General features: G+C 73.1%; 6 protein-coding genes. All 6 read right to left on the bottom strand.

The features are described 5' to 3' along the window. Nucleotides 1-2: 2 nt before the first annotated feature. On the bottom strand, nt 3-800 hold the full coding sequence (locus ACWCPM_RS13845) for a thioesterase II family protein (RefSeq protein ID WP_450976359.1): 798 nt from the start codon (nt 798-800) through the stop codon (nt 3-5). Further along, nucleotides 790-1,836, bottom strand: a complete 1,047-nt coding sequence (locus tag ACWCPM_RS13840) for a ketoacyl-ACP synthase III family protein (RefSeq protein ID WP_450976358.1) — start codon at nt 1,834-1,836, stop codon at nt 790-792. Before ACWCPM_RS13840 ends, ACWCPM_RS13845 begins: the two co-directional genes overlap by 11 nt. Beyond that, complete coding sequence (locus ACWCPM_RS13835; protein ID WP_450976357.1) at nt 1,833-7,667, bottom strand: SDR family NAD(P)-dependent oxidoreductase; 5,835 nt, start codon at nt 7,665-7,667, stop codon at nt 1,833-1,835. Before ACWCPM_RS13835 ends, ACWCPM_RS13840 begins: the two co-directional genes overlap by 4 nt. 180 nt (nt 7,668-7,847) lie before the next feature. Beyond that, on the bottom strand, nt 7,848-13,211 hold the full coding sequence (locus tag ACWCPM_RS13830) for a non-ribosomal peptide synthetase/MFS transporter (protein WP_450976356.1): 5,364 nt from the start codon (nt 13,209-13,211) through the stop codon (nt 7,848-7,850). 71 nt (nt 13,212-13,282) lie between these two features. Continuing rightward, a complete protein-coding gene (locus ACWCPM_RS13825) occupies nt 13,283-14,566 on the bottom strand; it encodes an ATP-grasp domain-containing protein (RefSeq protein WP_450976355.1) in 1,284 nt (427 codons plus the stop codon). 65 nt (nt 14,567-14,631) lie between these two features. After that, nucleotides 14,632-20,949, bottom strand: a complete 6,318-nt coding sequence (locus ACWCPM_RS13820; protein WP_450976354.1) for an amino acid adenylation domain-containing protein — start codon at nt 20,947-20,949, stop codon at nt 14,632-14,634. Nucleotides 20,950-21,413: the final 464 nt, after the last annotated feature.

The raw sequence follows: 21,413 nt of genomic DNA, 5'->3' as shown, positions 1-21,413 counted from the left end.
GCTCATGTCAGGCGGGCCAGCAGGTCGGCCACCAGAAGCGGGGCCCGGTCCTTGAGGTAGAAGTGGCCGCCGTCGAAGGAACGCATGACGAAGGCGGAGCTCGTCGTGTCGGCCCAGGCGGCGACGGCAGCCGCGTCCACGTCCCTGTCCGCGCGGCCGTGGTAGGCGACCACCGGCACGTCGAGCGGGGGTCGCGCGCGGAACGAAGCCCAGTACCGTCCGATCAACCGGTAGTCCGCGCGGATCGACGGGATCATCAGTTCCCACAACTCCCGGTCTTCGAGCGCACTCGCCTCCGTGCCGCCCAGCTGCGAGATCTCCTCGCGGATCTCCGCGTCACTCATCAGGTGCGGTTCGCCCGATCTCCCGCTGTGCCCCGGCGCCCCGGAGCCGGAGACGAACAGGGTCGTGAGCCGGCTCCTGCCCGCGGACCGCAGACGGAGTGCTACCTCGTAGGCGACGGACGCGCCCATGCTGTGGCCGAAGAACACCAGCGGAACGCCGCCGGACGCCAAGCACGCCCGCGCCACCGGATCGACCAGATCCGCCATGCGCGCGGCGGGCCGATCGAGGAAACGGTCCTCACGGCCCGGATAGCGGACAGCCACCAGCTCCACTTCCTCGGGGACGAGGTCCGCCCACTCCCGGAAGAAGCTCGCCGCGCCACCGGCGTGGGGGAAACAGATCAGTCGCGCCCGTGGCTTCGCCGATGGCTTGATCACCCGGAACCAGTCACCGCCGAACGCGCCGCCGCCGGCGTTTCCGGCATGCAGCCGCGGCACCGCTTCGTCAGTCGGCATCGCGCGCCTCCCCGACGGCCCAGGACGGCTGGTGTTCGATGCGCACCACCGCGCAGGTGATGGAGACACCGCCGCCATGAGCCACGATCAGGACGTGGTCGCCGGGACCCACTTGTCCCGTCTCGACGAGATGGTTGAGTCCCACTATCTGGTCGTTGACCGTCATGTGGCCGAGCCGTCGTCCGAACTCGAACAGTCCCTGCTCCGGGCTCAGGCCCAGCGGATCGAGGATGCCCTTGAGATAGCTCTTCCGGCCGGTGAAGATGTGCGCCACGCGGGTGATGTCGCCCATGTCGAGATCCGCCTCGGCAACCGTGCGCAGAGCGAGCTCGGTGCGCAGTTCACCTTGGCGGCCCACGGCTTCGGCGACGGCCTCGTCCGTGGTCGCGGGTGCCGCGGGCCGAGCCCCGGCGTCCACGTGCTCTCCGGCGTTCACGGGAGGGAACTCCTCGTCGCGGAACTGCGCCTCGACCTCGGCGGTGGACCCGCTGTTGATCGACAGGACCCTGGCGAAACCCGGCCGCTTGGTGAGCAGTACGGCGCTCGCCCCGTCGGCGATGACCCCGTTCTCGAGGGACGCCCAGCGGTTGAAGTGCGGAGTGCCCACGTTGTCGGCGCCCGTGACGAGGGCCGCTTCGCGTTCGGGGACGGCCTGGAGGTAGCAGGCGGCCAGTTCGATCGATCCGATCAGTCCGTTGCACGCCTGCCCGACGTGGAAGGCGGGGATGTCGCGGTCGGTGAGGTGACGCAGGATGTAGTGCTGTGCCGACCAGGCTCCCGGCCCCTGTCGGTGGGCACAGGCGTGGATGTGGAGGGCAAGGTCCTGGGGATGGATACCGGCGCGTTCACCGGCCTGAAGCGCTGCGCGCACAGCCATGTCCGGTGCCGGTGTGTCGCCGGCCACGGCCGCGCCGGTCCACCCCTGGTACCGGTGGTCCTCGGCGTCGTACAGTCCCAGCGCCACGGCTTTCTCGGCGGTGAATATCTCGGGGATGTACACGCCGAGCCCGGCGATGTACAGGTCGGGGGTCTTCATCGCGCGGATGCTCCTTCTGCCGCGGCGTCTGCCTGAGCACCGGTGACGGCCTGGGAAAGGGAAGCGATGGAGGCGTCCCGAAGGATCCTGCCCATCGGCAACTTGACCTGGAATCGCCGATCGATGACATTCCTCAACTGAACCGCCATCATCGAGTCCATTCCGATCCGGTTGAGCGGCCGGGTCGTACTCAGCCGCTCCGGCTTCACCTCCAGAATCTCGGCAGCCACCTGCTTCAGCACCTCCGTGACCTCGGCATCCCTGTACGCCCGGGACGCGGGGGCGGGATCCGGCAGGTGCGACGGCGACGTGGCGGCAGGCGCGACGAGGACCGGCTCGGAGCCGGTGCCCGCCTCCACGGGCTGCGGCTGCTCCGCGCCGTGGGGAACGGGAGGCGCGGGGTGCGTGTCACCTAGGGCCAGTTCCCTGAGCAGCGGTACACGCGCCGCCACCGGGTAGGTGCGCGCCCATGACGGCCAGTCGATCCGCAGGACGGTGTGGTGCGAGGTGCCCCGGGCGAGGATGTCGCCCAGCACGGTGAGACCTTCGTCCGGCGGGAAACTCGACATGCCTCGCGGGACCGGGCTTCGGCCGTCCCGCTCTTCCTCGCGCGCGACGATGCCGACATCGCCCCAGTAGCCCCAGTTGACCGAGGTGGCCGGGGCGCCCTCGGCGAGACGGTGGTGGGCAAGGGCGTCGAGGAACGCGTTGCCGGCCGCGTAGCCGCCGAGCAGGGGTGAGGACAGGACGGAGGACGCGGAGGAGAACAGGACGAACATGTCCAGTGGCAGGCCCTGCACCAGGCGGTGCAGGTTCCAGGCCCCCGAGACCTTGGCCTCGAGGAGGGAGGCGAGTCGCCCAGGTGTCATGTCGCCCACCGGGACGCTGTCGTATGTCCCGGCGGCGTGGAACACCCCGCGCAGCGGAGGCTTGCCGTCGCGGACGCGTTCGTCGAGCAGAGCGCGCATGGCCCGGTGGTCGGCCACGTCGACGGCCGCGTACTGAACGTCGACGCCCCGCTCGGTGAGAGCGCGCAGCACGGCCGACCGCGCGGCCCGCGGGTGGTCGGGAGCGGCCGTCGCCGGGTCGGGCAGCGGGGTCCGGCCGGTCAGGAGCAGGGTGCGGGCGCCCTGGTCGACGAGCCAGGAGGCCAGCTCCGCTCCGATGCCTCCGGTGCCGCCGGTGATGAGGTAGGTGCCCACGGCGTGCACCGGAGCGGACTCCGTGGTCTTCCGGCGTGCCGGTGAGGGGGGCAGCACGTCGTCGGGGAAGGCCAGGACGATCTCGCCGACGTGCCTCGGCCCGGTCGTCGGCCGGAAGAGCTCCCCGGCTCGCGCGGCACTGAACTCCTGGTACGGCAGCGGCGCGAGTGTTCCCTCGCCGACGAGTCCGGCCGTCGCCCGCAGCACGGCACCGGCTCGCTGCGGCTGGTGCCGGACCATGTGGGCGATGTCGATCGCGTGGAAGGACAGGTTGGGCGCGAGGAGGCTCCGGTCCAGCGGGGCGCGGTCGCCCGTGTGGCCGGTCGTGAGTTCCAGGTAGTGGCCGTAGGGGGCCGTGAGGGAGGGATCGACGGGGATGCCGTCAACCGTGCCGGTGTTCACGACGGCGTCGAAGCCGGCCTCGCCGGTGGTCTCGCGCAGTACGGAGGACGACTCGGGTGAGCGGGAGTCCGCGACATGGCGGATTCCCCGCTCGGCCGTCCACTGCCCGTGGTGTGCGCCTCGCACCGTGGAGTGGACGTCGGCGCCCAGCCATCGGGCCACGTTGACGGCGGCCGGACCGGTGCCTGCGGTGGCGCCGTGGACGAGGACACGGTCGCCCGCGCCGACTCGGGCGAGATCGTGGAGCGCGTGGTAGGCGGTGAGGTATGCCCAGGGCAGGGTGGCTGCCTCGGCGGGTGTGATGTCGGCGGGCTTGGGCGCCGTCAGGACGGCTCTGGTGACGACGTGTGTGGCGGGCGCGCCCTCGGCGAGGGCGATGACCTGGTCGCCGACGGCCACGTCGGTCACGCCGTCCCCGACGGCGATCACGGTCCCGGAGCACCCTGTGACGAACGGCCGACCGTCGTGGAGCGGGTGGCGGCCTCCGGCGCGGAGGGCGTCCGGGTGGTCGAGCGCGGCGTGCGAGACACGGATGGCGACCTCGTCCGCCGCCGGGGTGGGCAGGGGTACCGGTTCCAGGCGGGGGTCGTCGATGACACCGGGTCGCGGGAGTGAAAGGCGCGCGGCGACCGGTACGTCGTTCCCGCACGGCTTCCTGTGGGCCACCAGGCGCGCGACGCGGCGCGTGCCGTCGCGCAGGGCGATCTGGTCCTCGTCGTCGGGTGCGAGGAGGTCCATGACCAGGGCGGCGATGCTCTTGGGGCTGCGGTCCAGGTCGACGAGACGGGTGCGCAGCACCGGGTGCTCGGCGGCGAGAGCACGTCCGAGTCCCCACAACGGCGCCTGGAAGGGCGCGATGCGCCGGTCGTCCGGTGCGGTGCGCTGGGCGTGCCGGCTGATCAGCCACAGTCCGGGGGCGCCGGGCAGCGCGTGGGTGTCGAGGGCCTGGGCGAGGTGGACGACGCTGCCGCAGGCGAGCAGTCGGGCCCGCTCCCCCTCCTTCGCCGTCGCGTGCAGTCCCGCGTCCGCGTCCAGGGACCAGAGGTGCACGATGCCGCGGCATCCTCCCCGCTCCGCCATCTCGTCCAGCACGGCGGCGTAGTGGGCGGGGTCGGCGGGGTTGATCCGCACCCGGTCGACGGTGGCCCGGTAGGTGGCGGCGGCCGTGACGACGAGGGTGTCCTCGCCCTCGGCCGCGAGTCCTCTGACCACCGCTCTGCCCACAGGCCCGCTGTCGCTGAAGACCAGCCATGTTCCGCGCGCGGCCGGCGCGGCAGCGGCGTGGACGCGGGGCAGATCCTTCCACTGGAGGTCGTACAGCCGGCCGGCGAGGTCGTCCGCGGGCCGGGGCGCCGAGGCCGCGGTCGCGGCTGCTGCGGTCGCCGAGGCCGCGGTCACGGCCGCGGGCCCGTCACCGGTGACGTGGCGAGTGGCATCCGTCGTCGCCTCCCGGGCGGCGGCGGTGCCGGGACGGTGCCGTGCGGGGGTCGCCGTGCCGGTGCGGGGCGTCCGGTCCGACGCGGCCTCGGGCAGCCGGTGCCGGGTGCGCTGCCAGGGATAGCCGGGCAGCGGGACGAAGTGGCCGCCGTCGACGAGGGCGGCCAGGTCGACCGGCACCCCGGCGGTGAGCAGGTGTCCCGCCGCGGCCAGCAGGGCCGGGCGCTCGCCTTCTTCGCGGCGCAGCGACCCCACGGCGGTCGTCTCGTCCCGTCCTGCCGCCCGGCCGGTCTCCTTGATGCCGTTGACGAGCACGGGGTGAGGGCTGACTTCGACGAACACGGTGTCGTCGTCGGTGTCGAGCTGGTGCCGTACCGCGCCGACGAAGTCGACGGGTTCACGGATGTTCCGGGCCCAGTAGGCCGCGTCCATGCCGGAGCCGTCGATGACCTCGCCGAGGAGCGTGGAGTGGATCGGCACGGACGACGGCCGGGGGGACAGATCCTTCAGGGCTGCCAGGAGGTCGTCGCGCACCACGTCCATCTGCGGGCAGTGAGAGGCGAAGTCGACCCTGACGAGCCGGTTGGGTATCTGCCGGATGTCGAGCGCGGCGAGGACCTCGGCCAGCGCGTCCACGTCTCCGGAAAGCAGTGTGGAGGTGGGGCTGTTGGCGGCGGCCACGGCGACCTCGCCCTCGTGGCCGGCGAGCGCCCGGGCCGCGTCGGCGGCAGGCATGGCGACCCAGGCCATCGCACCGCGGCCGGACAGGCGCCCCGCGATCCGGCTGCGGCGGCAGATGACGGCCGCGGCGTCTTCGATGCTCAGTGCGCCGGCGACGTAGGCCGCCGCGGATTCGCCCATGCTGTGGCCGATGACGACGTCGGGCTCGACGCCCCAGGAGCGCCACAGCTGCGCCAGTGCGATCTCCATCGCCCACAGAACGGGCTGGACGACATCGCTGTCGGCGAGGCGCTCCTCGGGACCGTGGCGCAGCAGGTCGACGACCGACCAGCCGGTCTCCGTCCGGACGGCGGCGTCGCACATCCGCAGGGCGCGGGCGAACACGGGCTCGGTGTCGAGGAGTTCACGGCCCATGCCGAACCATTGGGAGCCTTGGCCGGGGAAGACGAAGGCGATCCGGGGGCGCCGGGTGGAGTCGGTGTGCTGCCGGAAGGAGAGGGTGGGTTCGGGGTCGTCCTGCACGAAGGCGCGCAGGCCGAGCGCGGCCTGTTCACGGGAGACGACCGGGAGGGCCAGCCGGGCGTCGAGGTGGGAGCGGTGGAGCGCCGCGCTGTGGCAGACGTCGCGGAGGCGGTACGAGCGGCTGTCCTCGGCGGTCAGGAAGGTCGCGTAGGACGCCGCGAGCGCCTTGAGTGCCTCGGGTGTCGCGGCCGAGAGGGTGAGCAGTTCGGCGCGGTCCGTCGCCGTCGCCGTGTCGCCGGCGTGCTCCGGGGCGGGCACGTGTTCTTCCAGGACGAGGTGGGCGTTGGTGCCGGAGATCCCGAAGTTGTTGATGCCCACCACGGCGGGCCGGCCCCTGTCGGGCAGAGGCGTGTTCCGCGTCGCGACGGTCAGCGGGAGCGACCCCCAGGGCACGGCCGGGTTGGGCTCGTGGAAATGGAGGCTCGGGGGGACGACGCGCTTCTCGAGGCAGAGCACCGCTTTGATCAGGCCGGCGATTCCCGCCGCCGCCTCGGTGTGCCCGATGTTGGTCTTGACCGAGCCCACGAGGGCGGGGCGGTCGGCGGGCCGGTTCTCGCCCAGGACCGCGGCGAGCGCTTCGAGTTCGACCGGGTCGCCGACCGCGGTCCCCGTGCCGTGGGCCTCCACATAGTCCACGTCCGCCGGATCCACGCCCGCGTCGGCGTACGCGCGCAGGAGTACGTCGCGCTGGCCCTCGACTCCCGGGGCGACCAGGTATCCGCCGGACCGGCCGTCGCTGCCCACCGCGGAGCCCCGCAGGACGGCCCGGATCCGGTTCCCGTCGGCCAGGGCCCGGGAGAGGGGTTTGAGGATCACGGTTCCGATGCCGTCGCTGCGGACGAAGCCGTCTCCGGACGCGTCGCCGAACTTGCAGCGGCCGTCCTTGGCGAGCATGCCCGCGCTGGAGTACCCGATTCCCTCCTCCGGATGGAGGACGAGCGCGACCGCGCCCACGACGGCCGTACGGCATTCGCCGAGGCGCAGGGCCTGCATGGCGTTGTGCACCGCCACCAGCCCGGAGGCGCAGGCCGCGTCGACGGTGATGCTGGGGCCTCGCAGGTCGAAGGCGTACGACAGTCGCCCTGAGGTGACCGCGCGGAACCCTGCTCCCGTCATGCCGTACAGGTCGAGCGTGTCGCGTGCGGCACGCTGCGTGTGCCAGGAGTCGCCCCACATCTGGCCCACGTAGACGCCGGTGTCGGAGCCGGCCAGTGCGGACAGCGGGACGCCGGCGTCCTCCAGAGCCTCGTAGGCGACTTCCAGCAGCAGGCGCTGCTGGGGGTCCATCGTGGCCGCCTCCCGCGAAGTGATGCCGAAGAACTCGGCGTCGAACTCCTCGATGTCCTCGAGGAATCCGCCCCACCGGCTGACGGTGCGGCCGCGCGTACGCGGGGTGGGGTCGTAGAACGCGTCGACGTCGTAGCGGTCGACGGGCACCTCGGTGATCGCGTCGGTGCCGTCGCTCAGGAGGGTCCACATCTCGTCGACGGTGTCGGCGCCGGGGAAGCGGCCGGCCATGCCGATGACGGCGATGGGTTCGGCCGGGCCCGTCGGCGGGGTGTGGCCGGTCCGGGTGTCCAAGGGCACGGGTCGTTCCTCAGGGGTGGGTAGGTGGCTTCGGTTCAGGCGCGTGGGGGCCGGCGGACGACGCCCGCGGCGGGGCAGGGCCCGTCCGGGGCGTCCCGTCCTCCGGGGCCGGTCGCGCTGCCGGGGCGGGGGACTTCGCACCCGGGCTCGGAGCGGCCGCCGGGCGTCGGCGTGCCGGGCTCATCCCGTGCGCCGGCCGGCGGCGAACCGGCGGTCCGCCCGCTCCTGGACGGCGTTCAGGTCGAGGTCGGTCTCGGCGTCGGGTGTCGCGTCCGGCAGGTCGTCCTCCAGCCGGCGCAGGGGCCGGTAGCAGAGACCGAGCGTGCCCCAGACGACGATGCACACCCCGCACACGATCATCAGGAGTGCCATGCCGCGTCCGGGACCGCTGCCCAGCAGGGCACCGAGCGAGTCGTGCTCGCGCAGCACCGGGGCGAACACGTCGTCGGCGAGCGGACCCGCCGCGAGGAACCCGACGGGCTGGGTGGCGAGCGCGAGCATGACGTTGATGGCCATGACCCGGCCCTGCAGCTCCTGGCCCACCTTGACCTGGATGATCGACAGCCAGTGGGCGTTCATCACGGCCATGGCGCCCATCCGGAGGGCCAGTCCGACCGCCACCACGAGCAAGGACGCGTGCAGGCCCATCACCACGGTGCCGGCACCCACGCCGAGGGTGGCGGCGATCATGCCGGTCGCCCGGCGCCGGGACCCGCCCCACGGGACCATCAGCAGTCCCCCGACGACGCCGCCCACTCCGCCCACGGTGGTCACCAGACCGAGCTGGGTGACTCCGGCGAACGACAGGACGAGCGGCTGCACGGCGACGAAGACCACCGAGGCGAAGAGGTTCAGTACCGCGGAGAAGCCGATCAGCAGGAGCAGCGGTCTGCGCCGCACGACGAAGCGCCAGCCTCCGGTGAGCGCCTGGCCGAAGGACTCGCGCTGCCGGCGGAACACGCGGTCGGGGAAGCGGACGGCCAGCAAGGAGCCGATCCCGGCGGCGAACGCGGCCACGCCCACACCGACGACGCCGGCCAGGCCCACGAAAGCCACCAGCGCGCCGCCGAGGAGCGGTCCGACCACGTTGGCGAAGCCGAATCCGAGACCCACGAGGGCGTTGGCCTGCGGCAGATAGGGCTTGGGCACCAGCTGCGCCGTGGCGGCCAGGTACGCGGGCCGGTGGAAGGCCGACGCGACCGATGTGACCGTCACGATGAGGCACACGGCCGCCAGTGACAGCCGGCCGGTGGCGAGCAGCACCCCGAGCGCCGCCATCGCCAGAGCGCTGGTGCTGTCCGCCGCGAGCATGACGCGACGGCGGTCCACCCGGTCGGCGACCGTTCCACCGAGCGGTGTGACCAGGAGCGCGGGGAGGGTGGCGAGCATCGTGACGAGAGCCAGGTCGAGAACCCGGCCGCTGCGCTGGTAGGCCCAGATGCCGAGAGCGAACATGCTGAGTCCGTGGCCCAGCATGGACATGAACTGCCCGGCGGCGACGGTGTAGAACGCCCGGAGGCCGCGGGGCCGTACCGGGATCGCGGCGACCCGCTCGGGCAGGCGTCCCGCGGACCAGTCCGCGATCCGTTCCCCGAGCAGGGCGGCGAGGGCGGTCGACTGATGCCGCAGGAAGTAGTGGCCCGCCCTGGGGATGGTGGCGAGTTCGACGCGGTCGGCGAAGGCACCCCATTCGCGGTACCGCTCCTGGTAGTGCTCGGTGGAGTGGTCGGCCTCACCCACCACGCACAGGATGGGCGCCGCCAGGCCGGCGCGTGTCGCGGCCAGTTCGGCGGCGTACCACGCCCGGGCCTCGGCCGAGTCGTGGCGCATGGCCCGCAGCGCGGTCTCGGTGGCCGCCTCGTCCATGTCGTCCAGGATGCCGCCGGTCGTGCGCAGGGCGTCCCGGTAGTGGCGGTTGGAGGCCCAGCGCTCCAGCGGCAGGACGCGGTGGGCCCAGGCCGCCGCGCGTCCCGGCAGTCGCGCGGACGGGAAGTTGCCGGCCACGACCACGCCGAGCACCTCTCGTCCGTCGGCCTCCAGGCGGCGGGCCAGCGCCACAGCGGCGGCCGATCCCACGGAGTGCCCGTAGACGACGACGGGCCCGGTGACCGTCGCGGCGATCTCTTCGGCGAGCTGTTCGGTCAGTTCGCCGAGCGGCAGGAACCGCTCCGAGGGGCGCGCGGGGTCGTGCCCCGGCAACTCGACCGCGAGGACGGCCAGGTCGTCCGGCAGCGCCGCGGCGAGCGGCTGGTAGACCGCCGCCGACCCGCCGCCGTAGGGGACGCAGACCACCGTCGCGGTCGCCGCACGGGAACCGCTCAGGCGGTGCAGCAGACGACCCTGTCCGGACTCGGACGTGTCGAGGTGTGCGGCCAGTTCACGAACGGTGGGACGGGTGAACATGTCGATCACTCGCAGGCCGGGGTCGCAGGCCGCCACGGCACGGACCGCGGCGAACGAGTCGCCTCCGAGTGCGAAGAAGTCGTCGTCGATCCCGACCTCGGCAAGCCCGAGGACCCGTGCCCACACCTCGGCCAGGCGATGCTCGGTGGCGGTGCGCGGCAGCGCGCGGTCCTCGTCCTGCCGGGCCTCGGGCGACGGCAGGGCCTTTCTGTCGACCTTGCCGTTCGGGGTCAGGGGCATGCGGTCGAGCACCACGAGGGAACCCGGCACCATGTACTCCGGGAGACGGTCCCGCAGCCCGGTGCGGACCTGGCGGACGTCGAGCCGGCTACCGGGCTCCGGTACCAGCCACGCGGCGAGTCCCTGCCTCTGCCCCTCGCCGACGGGCAGGACGACCGCTTCGGCGACGCCCGGCAACTGCCGCACGGCATCGGCGACATCGCCCGGCTCCACCCGGTAGCCACGCACCTTGACCTGGTCGTCCACCCGCCCGCGGAACTCGACCCAGCCGTCCCGGCGCATCCTCAGGACGTCACCGGAGCAGTACATGCGCTGCCCGTCCACGGTGATGAACCGCTGCGCGGTCAGGTCGGGTGCGCCGATGTACCCGCGGGCGACACCGGGTCCTCCCACGAGGAACTCCCCCGGGATGCCCGCGGGCAGCGGGCGGCCGTTCCGGTCGGCGAGGAAGCCGGCGGTGTTGGCCACCGGGCGTCCCAGCGGGACGATGCCCGTGCGCAGGTCCCGCGGTACGTCGTCGACGTCGCACACCATGCGCACCATGGTGGACTCGGTGTGCCCGTAGTGGTTCTGCACCCGCAGTCCGGGGCGGGCGGCACGGGCACGCTCGACGATGGACCAGGGCAGGGCCTCACCGGCGAACATCAGCAGCTTGCGGGGCAGGACGGCGGCCACGTCACCGTGCGCCGCGAGCAGCTCGAAGTGGCTCGGGACGAGCTTGATCACGTCCATGGGGTTGTCGGCCAGGTAGCCGGCGAGCGCCACGGGGTCCATGGCCGTCTCGCGTGCCACGAAGTGGACGGTGCCGCCGGTGGACAGGGCGGCGTGGAAGCAGGTGTGGGCGAAGTCGGCCGCGATCGTCGACATCACGGCGTAGACGCCGCCGTGGACGTCGGGGCCCAGCCGTTCCAGGACGCCTTCCAGGTAGTCGGTCGCGCTGGCGTGCTCGACGGCGACGCCCTTGGGGGTGCCGGTGGATCCGGAGGTGAAGATGACGTGCAGCAGGTGGTCGGGGCGGACCGGGACGTCGGGCCGGGTCTCGGGGCGGTCCTCGAGCACGGCGGGGTCGTCGAGGACGACGATGCGCCGGTCGCCCCCCTCGACCAGCCCGGTGAACTCCCGCACGGTCACGACGGTGCGCACGTCGGCGGTGTCCAGGATCGCGGCGATCCGGTTCGCGGGGTACATCGCGTCCAGCGGCAGATAGCCGGCGCCGGCCTTGAGCACACCGTGCAGGGCGGCGGGCAGGGCCACCGAGTGTTCCAGCAGGACCCCGACGGGATCGTCGGGTGAGACTCCGGCGGCGATCAGGGCATGCGCGACGCGGTTGGCCATGCGGTCGAGCTCGCCGTAGGTGAGCTCGCCGTCGGGCGCGACGACGGCGAGCGCGTCGGGGGTGCGGTCCGCCCACCGCTCGACGAGCGGGTGCAGCGTGCGGGGGGCCTCCTCACGCACCGGACCGCGCAGCTCGGGCACGGTGCCGGGCGCCAGCTCCGCGGCCCCGACGGGCCCTTCGAGGTCGTCCAGCATCTGCGCGAGCAGGTTCTGGTACCACGAGGCGATGTCCCGCACGGTCTCCTCGTCGAAGAGATCACTGCGGTAGTTCACGGTGCCGGTGAAGCCGGACGGTCCTTCGGCCAGGGTGAGGTGGAGATCGGACTTGGCGGACAGCACCGGTGTGCTCAGCGCGGTCACCTCGAGTCCCCGAAGGGCCTCCGGTTCCTCGTCCAGGACGAGGAAGTTGAACAGCGTCTGGACGATCGGCGCGGAGGTCGCGCTGCGGTCGGGACGGAGTCGCGCGACCACCTGTTCGAACGGCACGTCGGCGTGGGCGAACGCGTCCAGGGCCACCTCCCTGACCCGCTTCAGCAGATCCGCCCATGTCGGGTCGGGGGAGAGGTCGGTGCGCATGACGACGGTGTTGACGAAGCAGCCGACCATGCTGTCCGTACTGGGATGGCGGCGGCCCGCCTCGACCACGCCCACCGGTACGTCGGTCGTCGCGCACATGCGCGACAGCAACGCCTGCCAGATCGCGAGGAACACCATGAAGGGGGTGCAGCCGGTCCGCGCGGCGACCGCACGAATCTGCTCGGCGCGATCACCGGCGATCACGAGTCCGACCTCGCCGCCCTCGGGGCTCGCGACCGCGGGCCGGGGCCGGTCGGACGGAAGGTCCAGCACGGGCGCGAGACCGCTCAGCGTCTCCTCCCACCAGTCCAGGTCGTCGTGTCGCTCCGGACGGGATGCCTGCCACGCTGCCCAGTCGGTGTGCTGCGCCGGGAGCGGCGGGGCCTCGGCGAGTCCGAGTCCGGCCGCGTACAGGGCGGGGAGTTCGGCGCGGATCACGCCCAAGGACGTGCCGTCGATGGCGATGTGATGGAACGTCAGAAGGAGTGTCGAGGCGTCGCCGCTCCGGAGCAGCGCGGCACGCATGGGCGGCCGCAGCGCCAGGTCGAAAGGCCGGCCGGACTCTTCGGCCAGCGCCGCCTCCAGATTCGCCGGCGCCACGTCCTCGACGACGACCGGTACGTCCGCGGCGCTGCCGACGACGGTGAAGGGTTCCCCGTCCCGTTCGACGATCCGGCTGCGGAGCACCTCGTGGCGCTGCGCCAGGTCCCGGACGGTTCCGAGCAGGGCCTGCTCGTCCAAGGGACCGCGCAGGCGCAGCACGATGCGGGAGTGGAACGCCGAACCGCTGTTGCCGAGCTGTTCGAGGAACCACAGCCTGGTCTGCGCGGAGGTGAGCGGGATCGGGGCGGAGCGGTCCGAGCGCGGTGGCAGGGTGTCGGCGGGCTTGGCCAGCGCGGCGGCCAGGCGCCGTTCCAGCAGTTCACGGGAGCGCGCCTGCGCGTCACCGGTGGTCATGAGCGAGTCCTCACCGAGAGCCCCAGCTCCCATGGCGTTCGTTCTCCTTCGAGACGGGAAGGGCGTCCTTCCTCCGGGATCCGGAGGGCTCACCCGAGAAGAGTTCATGATCCGTGCGTGCCGGACGACGGCCGCATCGTGACCCGCATGCGGCCGACCGCCTCCTCGGCGCGGCTCACGGCCTCGCCCGGTGTCGCCGCGCAGCTGATGGCGAAGGCGGCGCAGTCCATCGAGTGGCGCAGTTCGTAGACACGGGTGCCGGGCTCCACCATGAAGCCGCAGTGGATCACGTCCGGTACCGCGTACGCCTCCTTCAGCCCGCCCACGCTCTCGACCACGCCCGGCCCGGTGTGCAGGAAGCGGACCGCCGCGAATCGTCGGGCTCGCCGCGGCAGCGGAGGCGTCGGGATCTCGCCCTTGTGGACGCTCCAGAAGGCGCGGAACAGCTCCGTGTCGTACGCCCACTCGATCAGATCCACCATGCGGTCGCCGGGCAGGCGTCCGGCGCACTCGACCAGGTACGGCGCGCCGGCCTCGACGATCCACTCGCAGCAGACGAGGCCCGTGTCGAAGCCCACCGCGCGCACGACCGCCTCGGTCTGCTCCCGCAGGCGCGTTTCGAGTTCCTCGGGTATGTCGGCGGGCGCCACGTGTCCGCGCTCGACCGGCCTGGGGCCCGGGTACAGCTCCGTCTCGGTCACGTTGGCGAACAGCGTCCGGCCGGCCGACACCAGCAACTCCACGCTGAACTCGCGCCCTTGGACGAAGCGCTCGACCAGCATCCGCACCTCGGCGGGCCGGTCCGGCCCCGAGACGGCCACGTCCAGGGTTCGGCATTCCGCGACGCACTGTGCCCAGGCCGTGTCGATCTCGTCGACGGACCGGAGGATGTACGCGGCGAGGGACCCCGCCCGGTCGGCGGGCTTGAGGATCGCCGGGCCGGGGTGGGCCGTCATGAACGCCCGCACCTCCTGCGGGCTGTCGACGGCCTGTGACGCGGGGTTGGGGACGCCGGCCGCCCGGGTCACCCTGCGGAGCAGCGATTTGTCACGCAGCAGCTCGGCGGCGCCGAGCCCGGCGCCGGGCAGTCCGTAGCGTTCGGCGAGACGCGCGGCGAACGGGGTGGCGTACTCGACGGCCGGGGCTATCGCGGCCGGTGCGAGATCGGGGTGGGCGTTGAAGAACTCATCCGCCGTTCCCGCGAGTTGGTATTCCCATTCCACCACTTCAAGGATCACCGACGCATCCTTCAGCCGGGACCGGAGGTCGCCCTTGCGGATGGTCTCCGGTTCCTCGATGAGGATCACCGAGGCGTCGGGCTGGAACACGCCGATGGCAGCCACCGCCACCCAGGCGAATCCCACCATGATCACAGGCGGGGCCGTCATGTCCCTCTCTCTTTTCGGAATTTCCTGATCACTTTCCTGCGGTGCGCGGCCCCGGCCGGTTTCCGTCATGACGGTCCCCCGTCCTGCTCGGCGGAGAGGCGCTCCAGCATGGTCCGCTCCACCTCGGCGGCGAAGTCCGCGAGCACCGGCCGGTCGAAGAGGGTCCGCACCGGTACTCGCTGGCCCAGCGCGTCGCGCAGCCGCCCCAGCATCCTCGTCGCGGACAGCGATGTACCGCCCAGCGCGAAGAACTCGCCTTCCGGGCCGATCTCGTCCACGTGCAGCACTTCGGCCCAGAGCCTCGCCACGAGCTGCTGCATCGCCGACATGGGTGCCGCGGCCGTCGGCTGCGCCGCGACGGGCGCGGGCAGCGCGGCGCGGTCCACCTTTCCGTTCGCCGTGGTGGGGAACGCGTCGAGGACGGTCCAGCGGCGCGGGACCAGGTACTCGGGCAGCGTTTCGCGCAGATGGGCCTCGAACCGCGCGGTGTCGCCGCCGCCTCGCCGGGTGACGACGTATCCGACCAGCTGCTGCTCGCCGACCGGGCCCGCCACCGTGACGACGGCGTCGGCGACCTCCGGGTGGCGGAGCAGCACGGCCTCGATCTCGCCCGGTTCGACGCGGTGTCCGCGTACCTTGACCTGGTTGTCCGTCCGGCCCAGGTATTCCAGGGTGCGGCCCCGCCACCTGGCGAGGTCACCCGTCCGGTAGCACCGCTCGCCGTCCGGTCCGGTGACGAACCGTTCCTCGGTGAGTCCGCGCCCGCCGGTGTACCCGTGGGCCACGCCCGCGCCGGCGATCCACAGCTCGCCGGCGACGCCGGGGAGCGTGAGCCGCCCTCTTCGGTCCATGACGTGCACCCGGGTGCCGGCGATCGGCCCGCCGACCGGCACCGGATCGTCCCCGACCGGCCGGTCGACCCGCGCGAGGGTCGAGTAGACCGTGGTCTCGGTGGGCCCGTAGGCGTTCCACAGCTCGCCGACGCGCCCGGCGAGGCCCCGGGCCAGCGCCGGGTCGAGCACCTCGCCGATGCTGATCACGCGAAGCGCGGGCCGGCCGGGCCAGTCCGCCGCCATCAGGAGGCGCAGCGCGGTCGGCGTCGCCGTCGCGACGGTCACGCCGGTCCGCTCCATCCACGCGGCCAGCGCGTGGCCGTCCGCCGCGGTGTCCTTGTCCGCGAGCGCCAGTCGGGCGCCTGAGGCCAGTGTCACCCACAGTTCGTAGCCGAACACGTCGAAGGTGAACGGCACGACGCCGAGGGTGACGTCGTCCTGCGCCATACCGGGACTCGCCGACAGAGCGGCGACGAAGGCGGCCAGGTTCGCATGGGTGACCCGCACGCCCTTGGGCCGGCCGGTCGAGCCGGAGGTGAACAGGACGTACGCCGGCTGCTGCGGGTCCGGTTCCGCCGGTTCGGCGGGAGGGGCCGTCACGTTCGCGACCTCGTCGACGTCGATCACGGTCACCCCCGGCACGGCACGGGCCGCGGCGAGAGCCGTGCCGGCGGCGACGACCACGCGCACCCCCGCGTCCGCGGCCAGCCCGGACAGCCGGGCGGACGGGTGCTCGGGATCCAGCGGCAGGTACGCCGCCCCGGCCCGCAGTACGGCGAGCAGCGTGCCCGGGAGCAGCCGGCCGCGTGAGAGGCAGACTCCGACGGGTTCGCCGGGCCGGACACCGTGCGCCGCCAGCGCGGCCGCCACCCGGCCGGACCACTGGGCCAGTTCGGCGTAGGTCACCTCGCCGTCGGCGGCCAGCACCGCGACCGCGTCCGGCCTGCGGCGTGCCTGCTCGAGCACGGCGGCGACGACTGTGGCCGGCCGGTCCCGCGGCAGTGACGGGCCGGTCGACGCCGAGCGCAGTTCCGCGCGTTCCCCGGCGGACAGCGGGTCGAGCCCGAGGATCGGCCGGTCCGTCGCGTCGAGCACCGCTTCGAGCAGCGCGAGGAACCAGCGCGCCCAGCGCCGCACGGCGGCCGGGTCGAACAGACCGGTCCGGTAGGTCAGCGTGCCCGTGAACCCGGTGCCGTCGTCGACCAGGGCGAGCGACAGGTCGGTCTGCGCCGCGGTCCGGGGTGTGTCGATCCGGGTGGCGGCCAGGCCGGCGAACCTGTCGGTGGGGGCGGGCAGGTCGATGACGTTGAGCATGGCCCGGATCAGCGGAGTGGCGTCCGGGTCGCGCTCCGGACGCAGTCGTCGAACGACGTCCTCGAACGGCGTTTCGGCGTGGTCGAGGGCTGCCAGCACCCGGGTCCGGGTACGCAGCAGTGCCTCCTCGACCGTGGGGTCGCCCGACAGGTCGCCGCGCAGCACCAGCGTGTTCGCGAAGCAGCCCACCATGTGTTCGGTGCCGGGATGGGTGCGCCCGGACACCGGTACGCCGACCGCTACGTCCTCGGTCCCGGCGAGCCGGGCCAGCAGCGCCTGCCAGGTGGTGAGCAGCACCATGAAGGGGGTGCAGTCCAGCTCCGCCGCGACGGCCCGCAGCCGCGCGGCCAGACCCGCGGGGAGCACCAGCGGTTCGGAGGCGCCCGCCCAGCCGGCCGCCGGTCCGCGCGGGCGGTCCATCGGGAGCGTGAGGGGGGAGAGTCCGTCCAGTCGAGCCGCCCACCAGTCCAGACGCTCGTCGGCGGCTCCGCCGTCGTGCCGGGCGCGGAGCCATTCGGTCACATCGGTGTACTGGACGCCGAGCGGCTCGGGAGCCGGGCCGGTGCCGCGCCGCGCCTGGTACAGCGTCGAGAGGTCGTCCAGGATCGTGGTCCAGGACCAGGCGTCGACGGCTATGTGGTGCACCGTCAGCACGAGCACGTGTTCCGCCGCCGAGATCCGCAGCACCAGTGCCCGGAAGGGCGGTTCGCGGTCCAGGGCGAACGGCCGCGACACCTCGGCCCGTACGGCGGCGGCGACGCCGTCCTCCTCGGTCTCCGCCGAGGACACCGCGAGGGTGTCGGGGGCGACCGGTACGGCCAGTGGTCCCGCCTCGTCCTCGGTGACGACCATGCGCAGCCCCTCGTGGCGGCCGGCGAGGTCACGCACCGAGGCGCACAGGGCCGCCACGTCGAGCGGACCGTTCAACCGCAGTGCCACGCTGGTGTTGTAGGCGTCGCTGTCCGGACGCAGCTGCCACAGGAACCACAACCGCTCCTGCGCGGACGACAGCCGCACCGGGGCGGCGGGATCCGCGCGCCGGGGCACCGGCCCGGACCCGCCCGCCCCCGTCGAACGGGTCTCCAGCTCCGCGGCCAGGTCGCGCAGCACCGGTCGTTCGAAGACGAGCCGCACGGGCAGCCTGCGGCCGGTCGCCTCGGCCAGCATGCCCACCATCCGGGTGGCCGCGAAGGAGTGGCCGCCGAGCGCGAAGAAGTCGTCTTCCGCGCCGACCGAGGGAAGGCCGAGGAGTTCCGTCCAGACCCCGGCGACCGCCTGTTCGGCGGGGGTGCTCGGCGCCACCGCGGCGGCTTCGGGACGGGCGGCTCTCGGCTGCCGCCGCAGTGCGGCCCGGTCGGGCTTGCCGTTGGAGGTGAGGGGGATGCGGTCCAGCACGCTCACGTCGGCGGGCACCATGTGGGCCGGCAGCGACAGACGCAGCCGGGCGCGGATCCCGTCCGGCCGCGGCGTGTGACCGGGGGCGGGCACGACCCAGCAGGCCAGCCCGCGCTCGTGCGCCTCGCCTTCGGGCAGCACGACGGCGTCGGCCACCTCGGGCAGCGCCCGCAGCGCGGCGGTCACCTCGCCGAGCTCGACCCGGTGGCCGCGGATCTTGACCTGGTCGTCGGTGCGGCCCAGGAATTCGACCGCTCCGCCGTCGCGCAGCCGCACCAGATCCCCGGTGCGGTACCAGCGGCCGCCGTCCGGACCGTCCACGAAGCGCTCCGCGGTGAGGTCCGGCCGGCCGACGTAACCGCGGGCCACGCCCGGCCCGCCGAGCATCAGTTCGCCGGGGACACCGGCCGGGAGGGCGCGGCCCGCGCGGTCCACCACCAGTCCGGTCACGTCGGGCAGCGGGCGTCCCAGCGGCACGAGCCCGGTGCGGGCCGGCTCGGGGACCTCGTCCACGTCGCAGATCAGCGACATCATCGTGGCCTCGGTCGGCCCGTAGTGGGTGTGCACGGCGAGGTCCGGCCGCAGCCGGCGGACCTCCTCCACGAGGGACCACGGGCACCCCTCGCCTCCGAGGATCAGCAGCCTGCGGGGCAGGACATCCGCCAGGTCGCCGTGCCGGGCGAGCAGATTGAGGTGGCTCGGCACGAGTTTGACCACGTCCACCCGGTGCAGGGCGAGGTAGCGGGCGAAAGCCCGCGGGTCGGTCGCGGTCTCCCGGTCCGGCAGGTGCAGGGTGCCGCCGGTGAGCCAGGCTCCGTAGAGGCAGGCGAGGCCGAGGTCGGCGGCGACGGTGGACACCACCGCGAAGGACCCGCCGGCGACCTCGGGCATCCGGCCGATCAGTCCGGTGACGCGGTGCGCCAGGCTGCCGTGCCGCACCGCGACGCCCTTGGGGGTCCCCGTCGAACCGGAGGTGAAGATGACGTGCGCCAGGTCGTCCGGGCCGACCGGCACGGCCGGCCGCCCCTCGGGGCCGCCGTCGTGGGGGGCGGCCGGCGCGACGACGTCGGCGAAGCCCTGGACGCGGGCCGCCGGTTCGCCCGCCGTCACCACGAGCCGGGCGCCGGAGGCGCGGAGCATGTCCTGGACGCGGGAGGCGGGATGGCCGGTGTCCATCGGCAGGTACGCGCCACCCGCCTTGAGGATGCCGAGGACAGCCGTGGCGAAGTCGACGCCGGGGTCCAGCAGGATGCCGACCGGCTGGTCCGCCACCACACCCAGCGCCGTCAGCCGGTGCGCCAGACGGTTGGCGCGCAGTTCCAGCTCCCGGTAGGTGAGGCTGCCGTCGGGACCGGTCACGGCCGTCGCGTCCGGGCGCTCGTCGGCCCACCTCTCGATCAGCGCGTGCACCGGCACCGCGGACGGTTTTGTGACGGGTCCGGCCAGCGCGGGGCCCTCCGCGGGTTCCAGCGGGATCTGCCCGACCGGCCGCCCCGGATCGGCGGTCATCCCCTCCAGCAGTGCCAGGAACCACCGCACCAGTTTCCCGGCGGTCCCGGGGTCGAACAGGTCGCGCCGGTACTCCAGCCGGCCGCTCAGCCCGGACTCCGGCCCGCCGTCGGCCAGTTCCAGGCTCAGGTCGAACTTGGCGGTGGCCGGCGGAACCGGCCGCCACTCGGCCCGCACGCCGGGCAGCACGGGCGGCGTGACCTCGTCGTACAGGTTGAGCAGCACCTGGAACACCGGCGTCGCCGACAGGGTGCGCTGCGGCCGGAGCCGTTCCACGACGCGCTCGAACGGGGTGCGGGAGTGACTGAACGCGTCCAGGGCGCCGGCCCGTACCCGGGCGATCAGATCGCGTCCGGTCGGATCTCCGGTGAGGTCGGTGCGCACCACGATCGTGTCCAGGAAGCAGCCGACGGCCGCCTCGCTCGCCTCGGAGTACCGCCCCGCGTGCGGAACACCCACGGCGACGTCGTCGGTGTCCGCGAGCCGTCCGAGCAGTGCCTGCCAGGCGGCCATGACCACCATGAACGGGGAGGCGCCCGTCTCCACGGCGAGGGCACGCAGCCGGGCCACCGTGACCGGCGGCACCTCCACCGGCGACGCCCCGCCCGGCCAGGCCGACTCCAGGGTCCGCGGCCGGTCGGCCGGCAGGTTCAGTACGGGCGGCAGGCCGGCGAGATACCCGGCCCACCAGTCGAGGTCGGCCGGATCCCCGGCCTCCTCGGTCACCACGTCCGCGTACTGCGGCGCTGCCGCCGGCGGCTCGCCGCCACCGCACCGGGCGGCGTAGAGGGAGCCCAGATCCTCCAGGAGCAGCCGCTGCGACCATCCGTCGGTGGCGATGTGATGCAGCGTCATCGCGAGCACCCGGTAGCCGGGCAACCGGAACACCACGGCCCGCATCGGCGGTTCGGCGGTGAGCCGGAACGGGCGACCGGTCTCCTCGGCGAGCGCCGCCTCCAGGTCCTCCTCACGCGTGTCCTCGACGGACACCGGCACGTCGGCGGCCGGGCAGGTGCGCACGAGCGGCTGGGCTCCGTCCGTATCGACGACGCCGCGCAGCACCCGGTGGCGCTCCGCCAGGTCCCGGAGGGCACCCAGCAGGGCCTCCTCGTCCAACCCGCCGGTGAGGCGCAGGACCAGGGGCACGTTGTAGGCCGGGCTGTCCGGTTCCAGTTGCGCGAGGAACCACAGCCTGCGCTGCGCGGCCGACAGCGGAGCAGGGCCTTCACGACCGGTGCCCGCGGTCTGCGCCGTCGCCAGGGCCACGGTCTCCCTGGCGGCCGCGAAACGCGCTTTCAGCAATGCGCGCGGGTCATCACCTGTGGTGTTCATCGTTTCCGTTCCTTAAGGCCGTTCCGCCTGCTCGTCGAGGACGGGACGTTTTCCGCCGCAGGCACAGGACGCGGGAGGATTTCATCCACTCAGTAACGACCAGCGGGCGTTGGCAACTTAAGTCAGTGGTGACTGCATGGAAACAATTCTTAACGCGTCCATGATGATGGTCGGGCCGCCTTTGACGGGAACTTCACACACGGCCGTCACAGGGCGTGCCACCAGGGGTCCGGCCCGGGGTGAGCCGACGTCAGAACCCGGGAGGAGCAGCAGGTCCTCGGACCGGCCGGGAGGTATTTCGCCGCATTCCAGGGTGCTACAGTCGGCTGGCCGCGACGCCGGACGCCGCGGATATGAAATCCGCGGCCATCGGCCATCGCGGCTTTTCTCCGGCGACTACGACATTCATGTGGCCGGTCGCCCTGATTCGCGACCCGGCCGCCGGACCGCATATCGGACCGGAA

Source organism: Streptomyces sp. NPDC002309 (assembly GCF_053593375.1).
The sequence above is the reverse complement of the archived record's forward strand: the minus strand, read 5'-3'. Positions and strand labels throughout refer to the sequence as shown.

What these genes read in the sequence shown, in the direction of transcription:
- ACWCPM_RS13825 (WP_450976355.1), bottom strand. Translation starts at nt 14,566, where the DNA reads ATGACGGCCCCGCCTGTGATCATGGTGGGATTCGCCTGGGTGGCGGTG.
- ACWCPM_RS13830 (WP_450976356.1), bottom strand. Translation starts at nt 13,211, where the DNA reads ATGGGAGCTGGGGCTCTCGGTGAGGACTCGCTCATGACCACCGGTGAC.
- ACWCPM_RS13845 (WP_450976359.1), bottom strand. Translation starts at nt 800, where the DNA reads ATGCCGACTGACGAAGCGGTGCCGCGGCTGCATGCCGGAAACGCCGGC.
- ACWCPM_RS13840 (WP_450976358.1), bottom strand. Translation starts at nt 1,836, where the DNA reads ATGAAGACCCCCGACCTGTACATCGCCGGGCTCGGCGTGTACATCCCC.
- ACWCPM_RS13820 (WP_450976354.1), bottom strand. Translation starts at nt 20,949, where the DNA reads ATGAACACCACAGGTGATGACCCGCGCGCATTGCTGAAAGCGCGTTTC.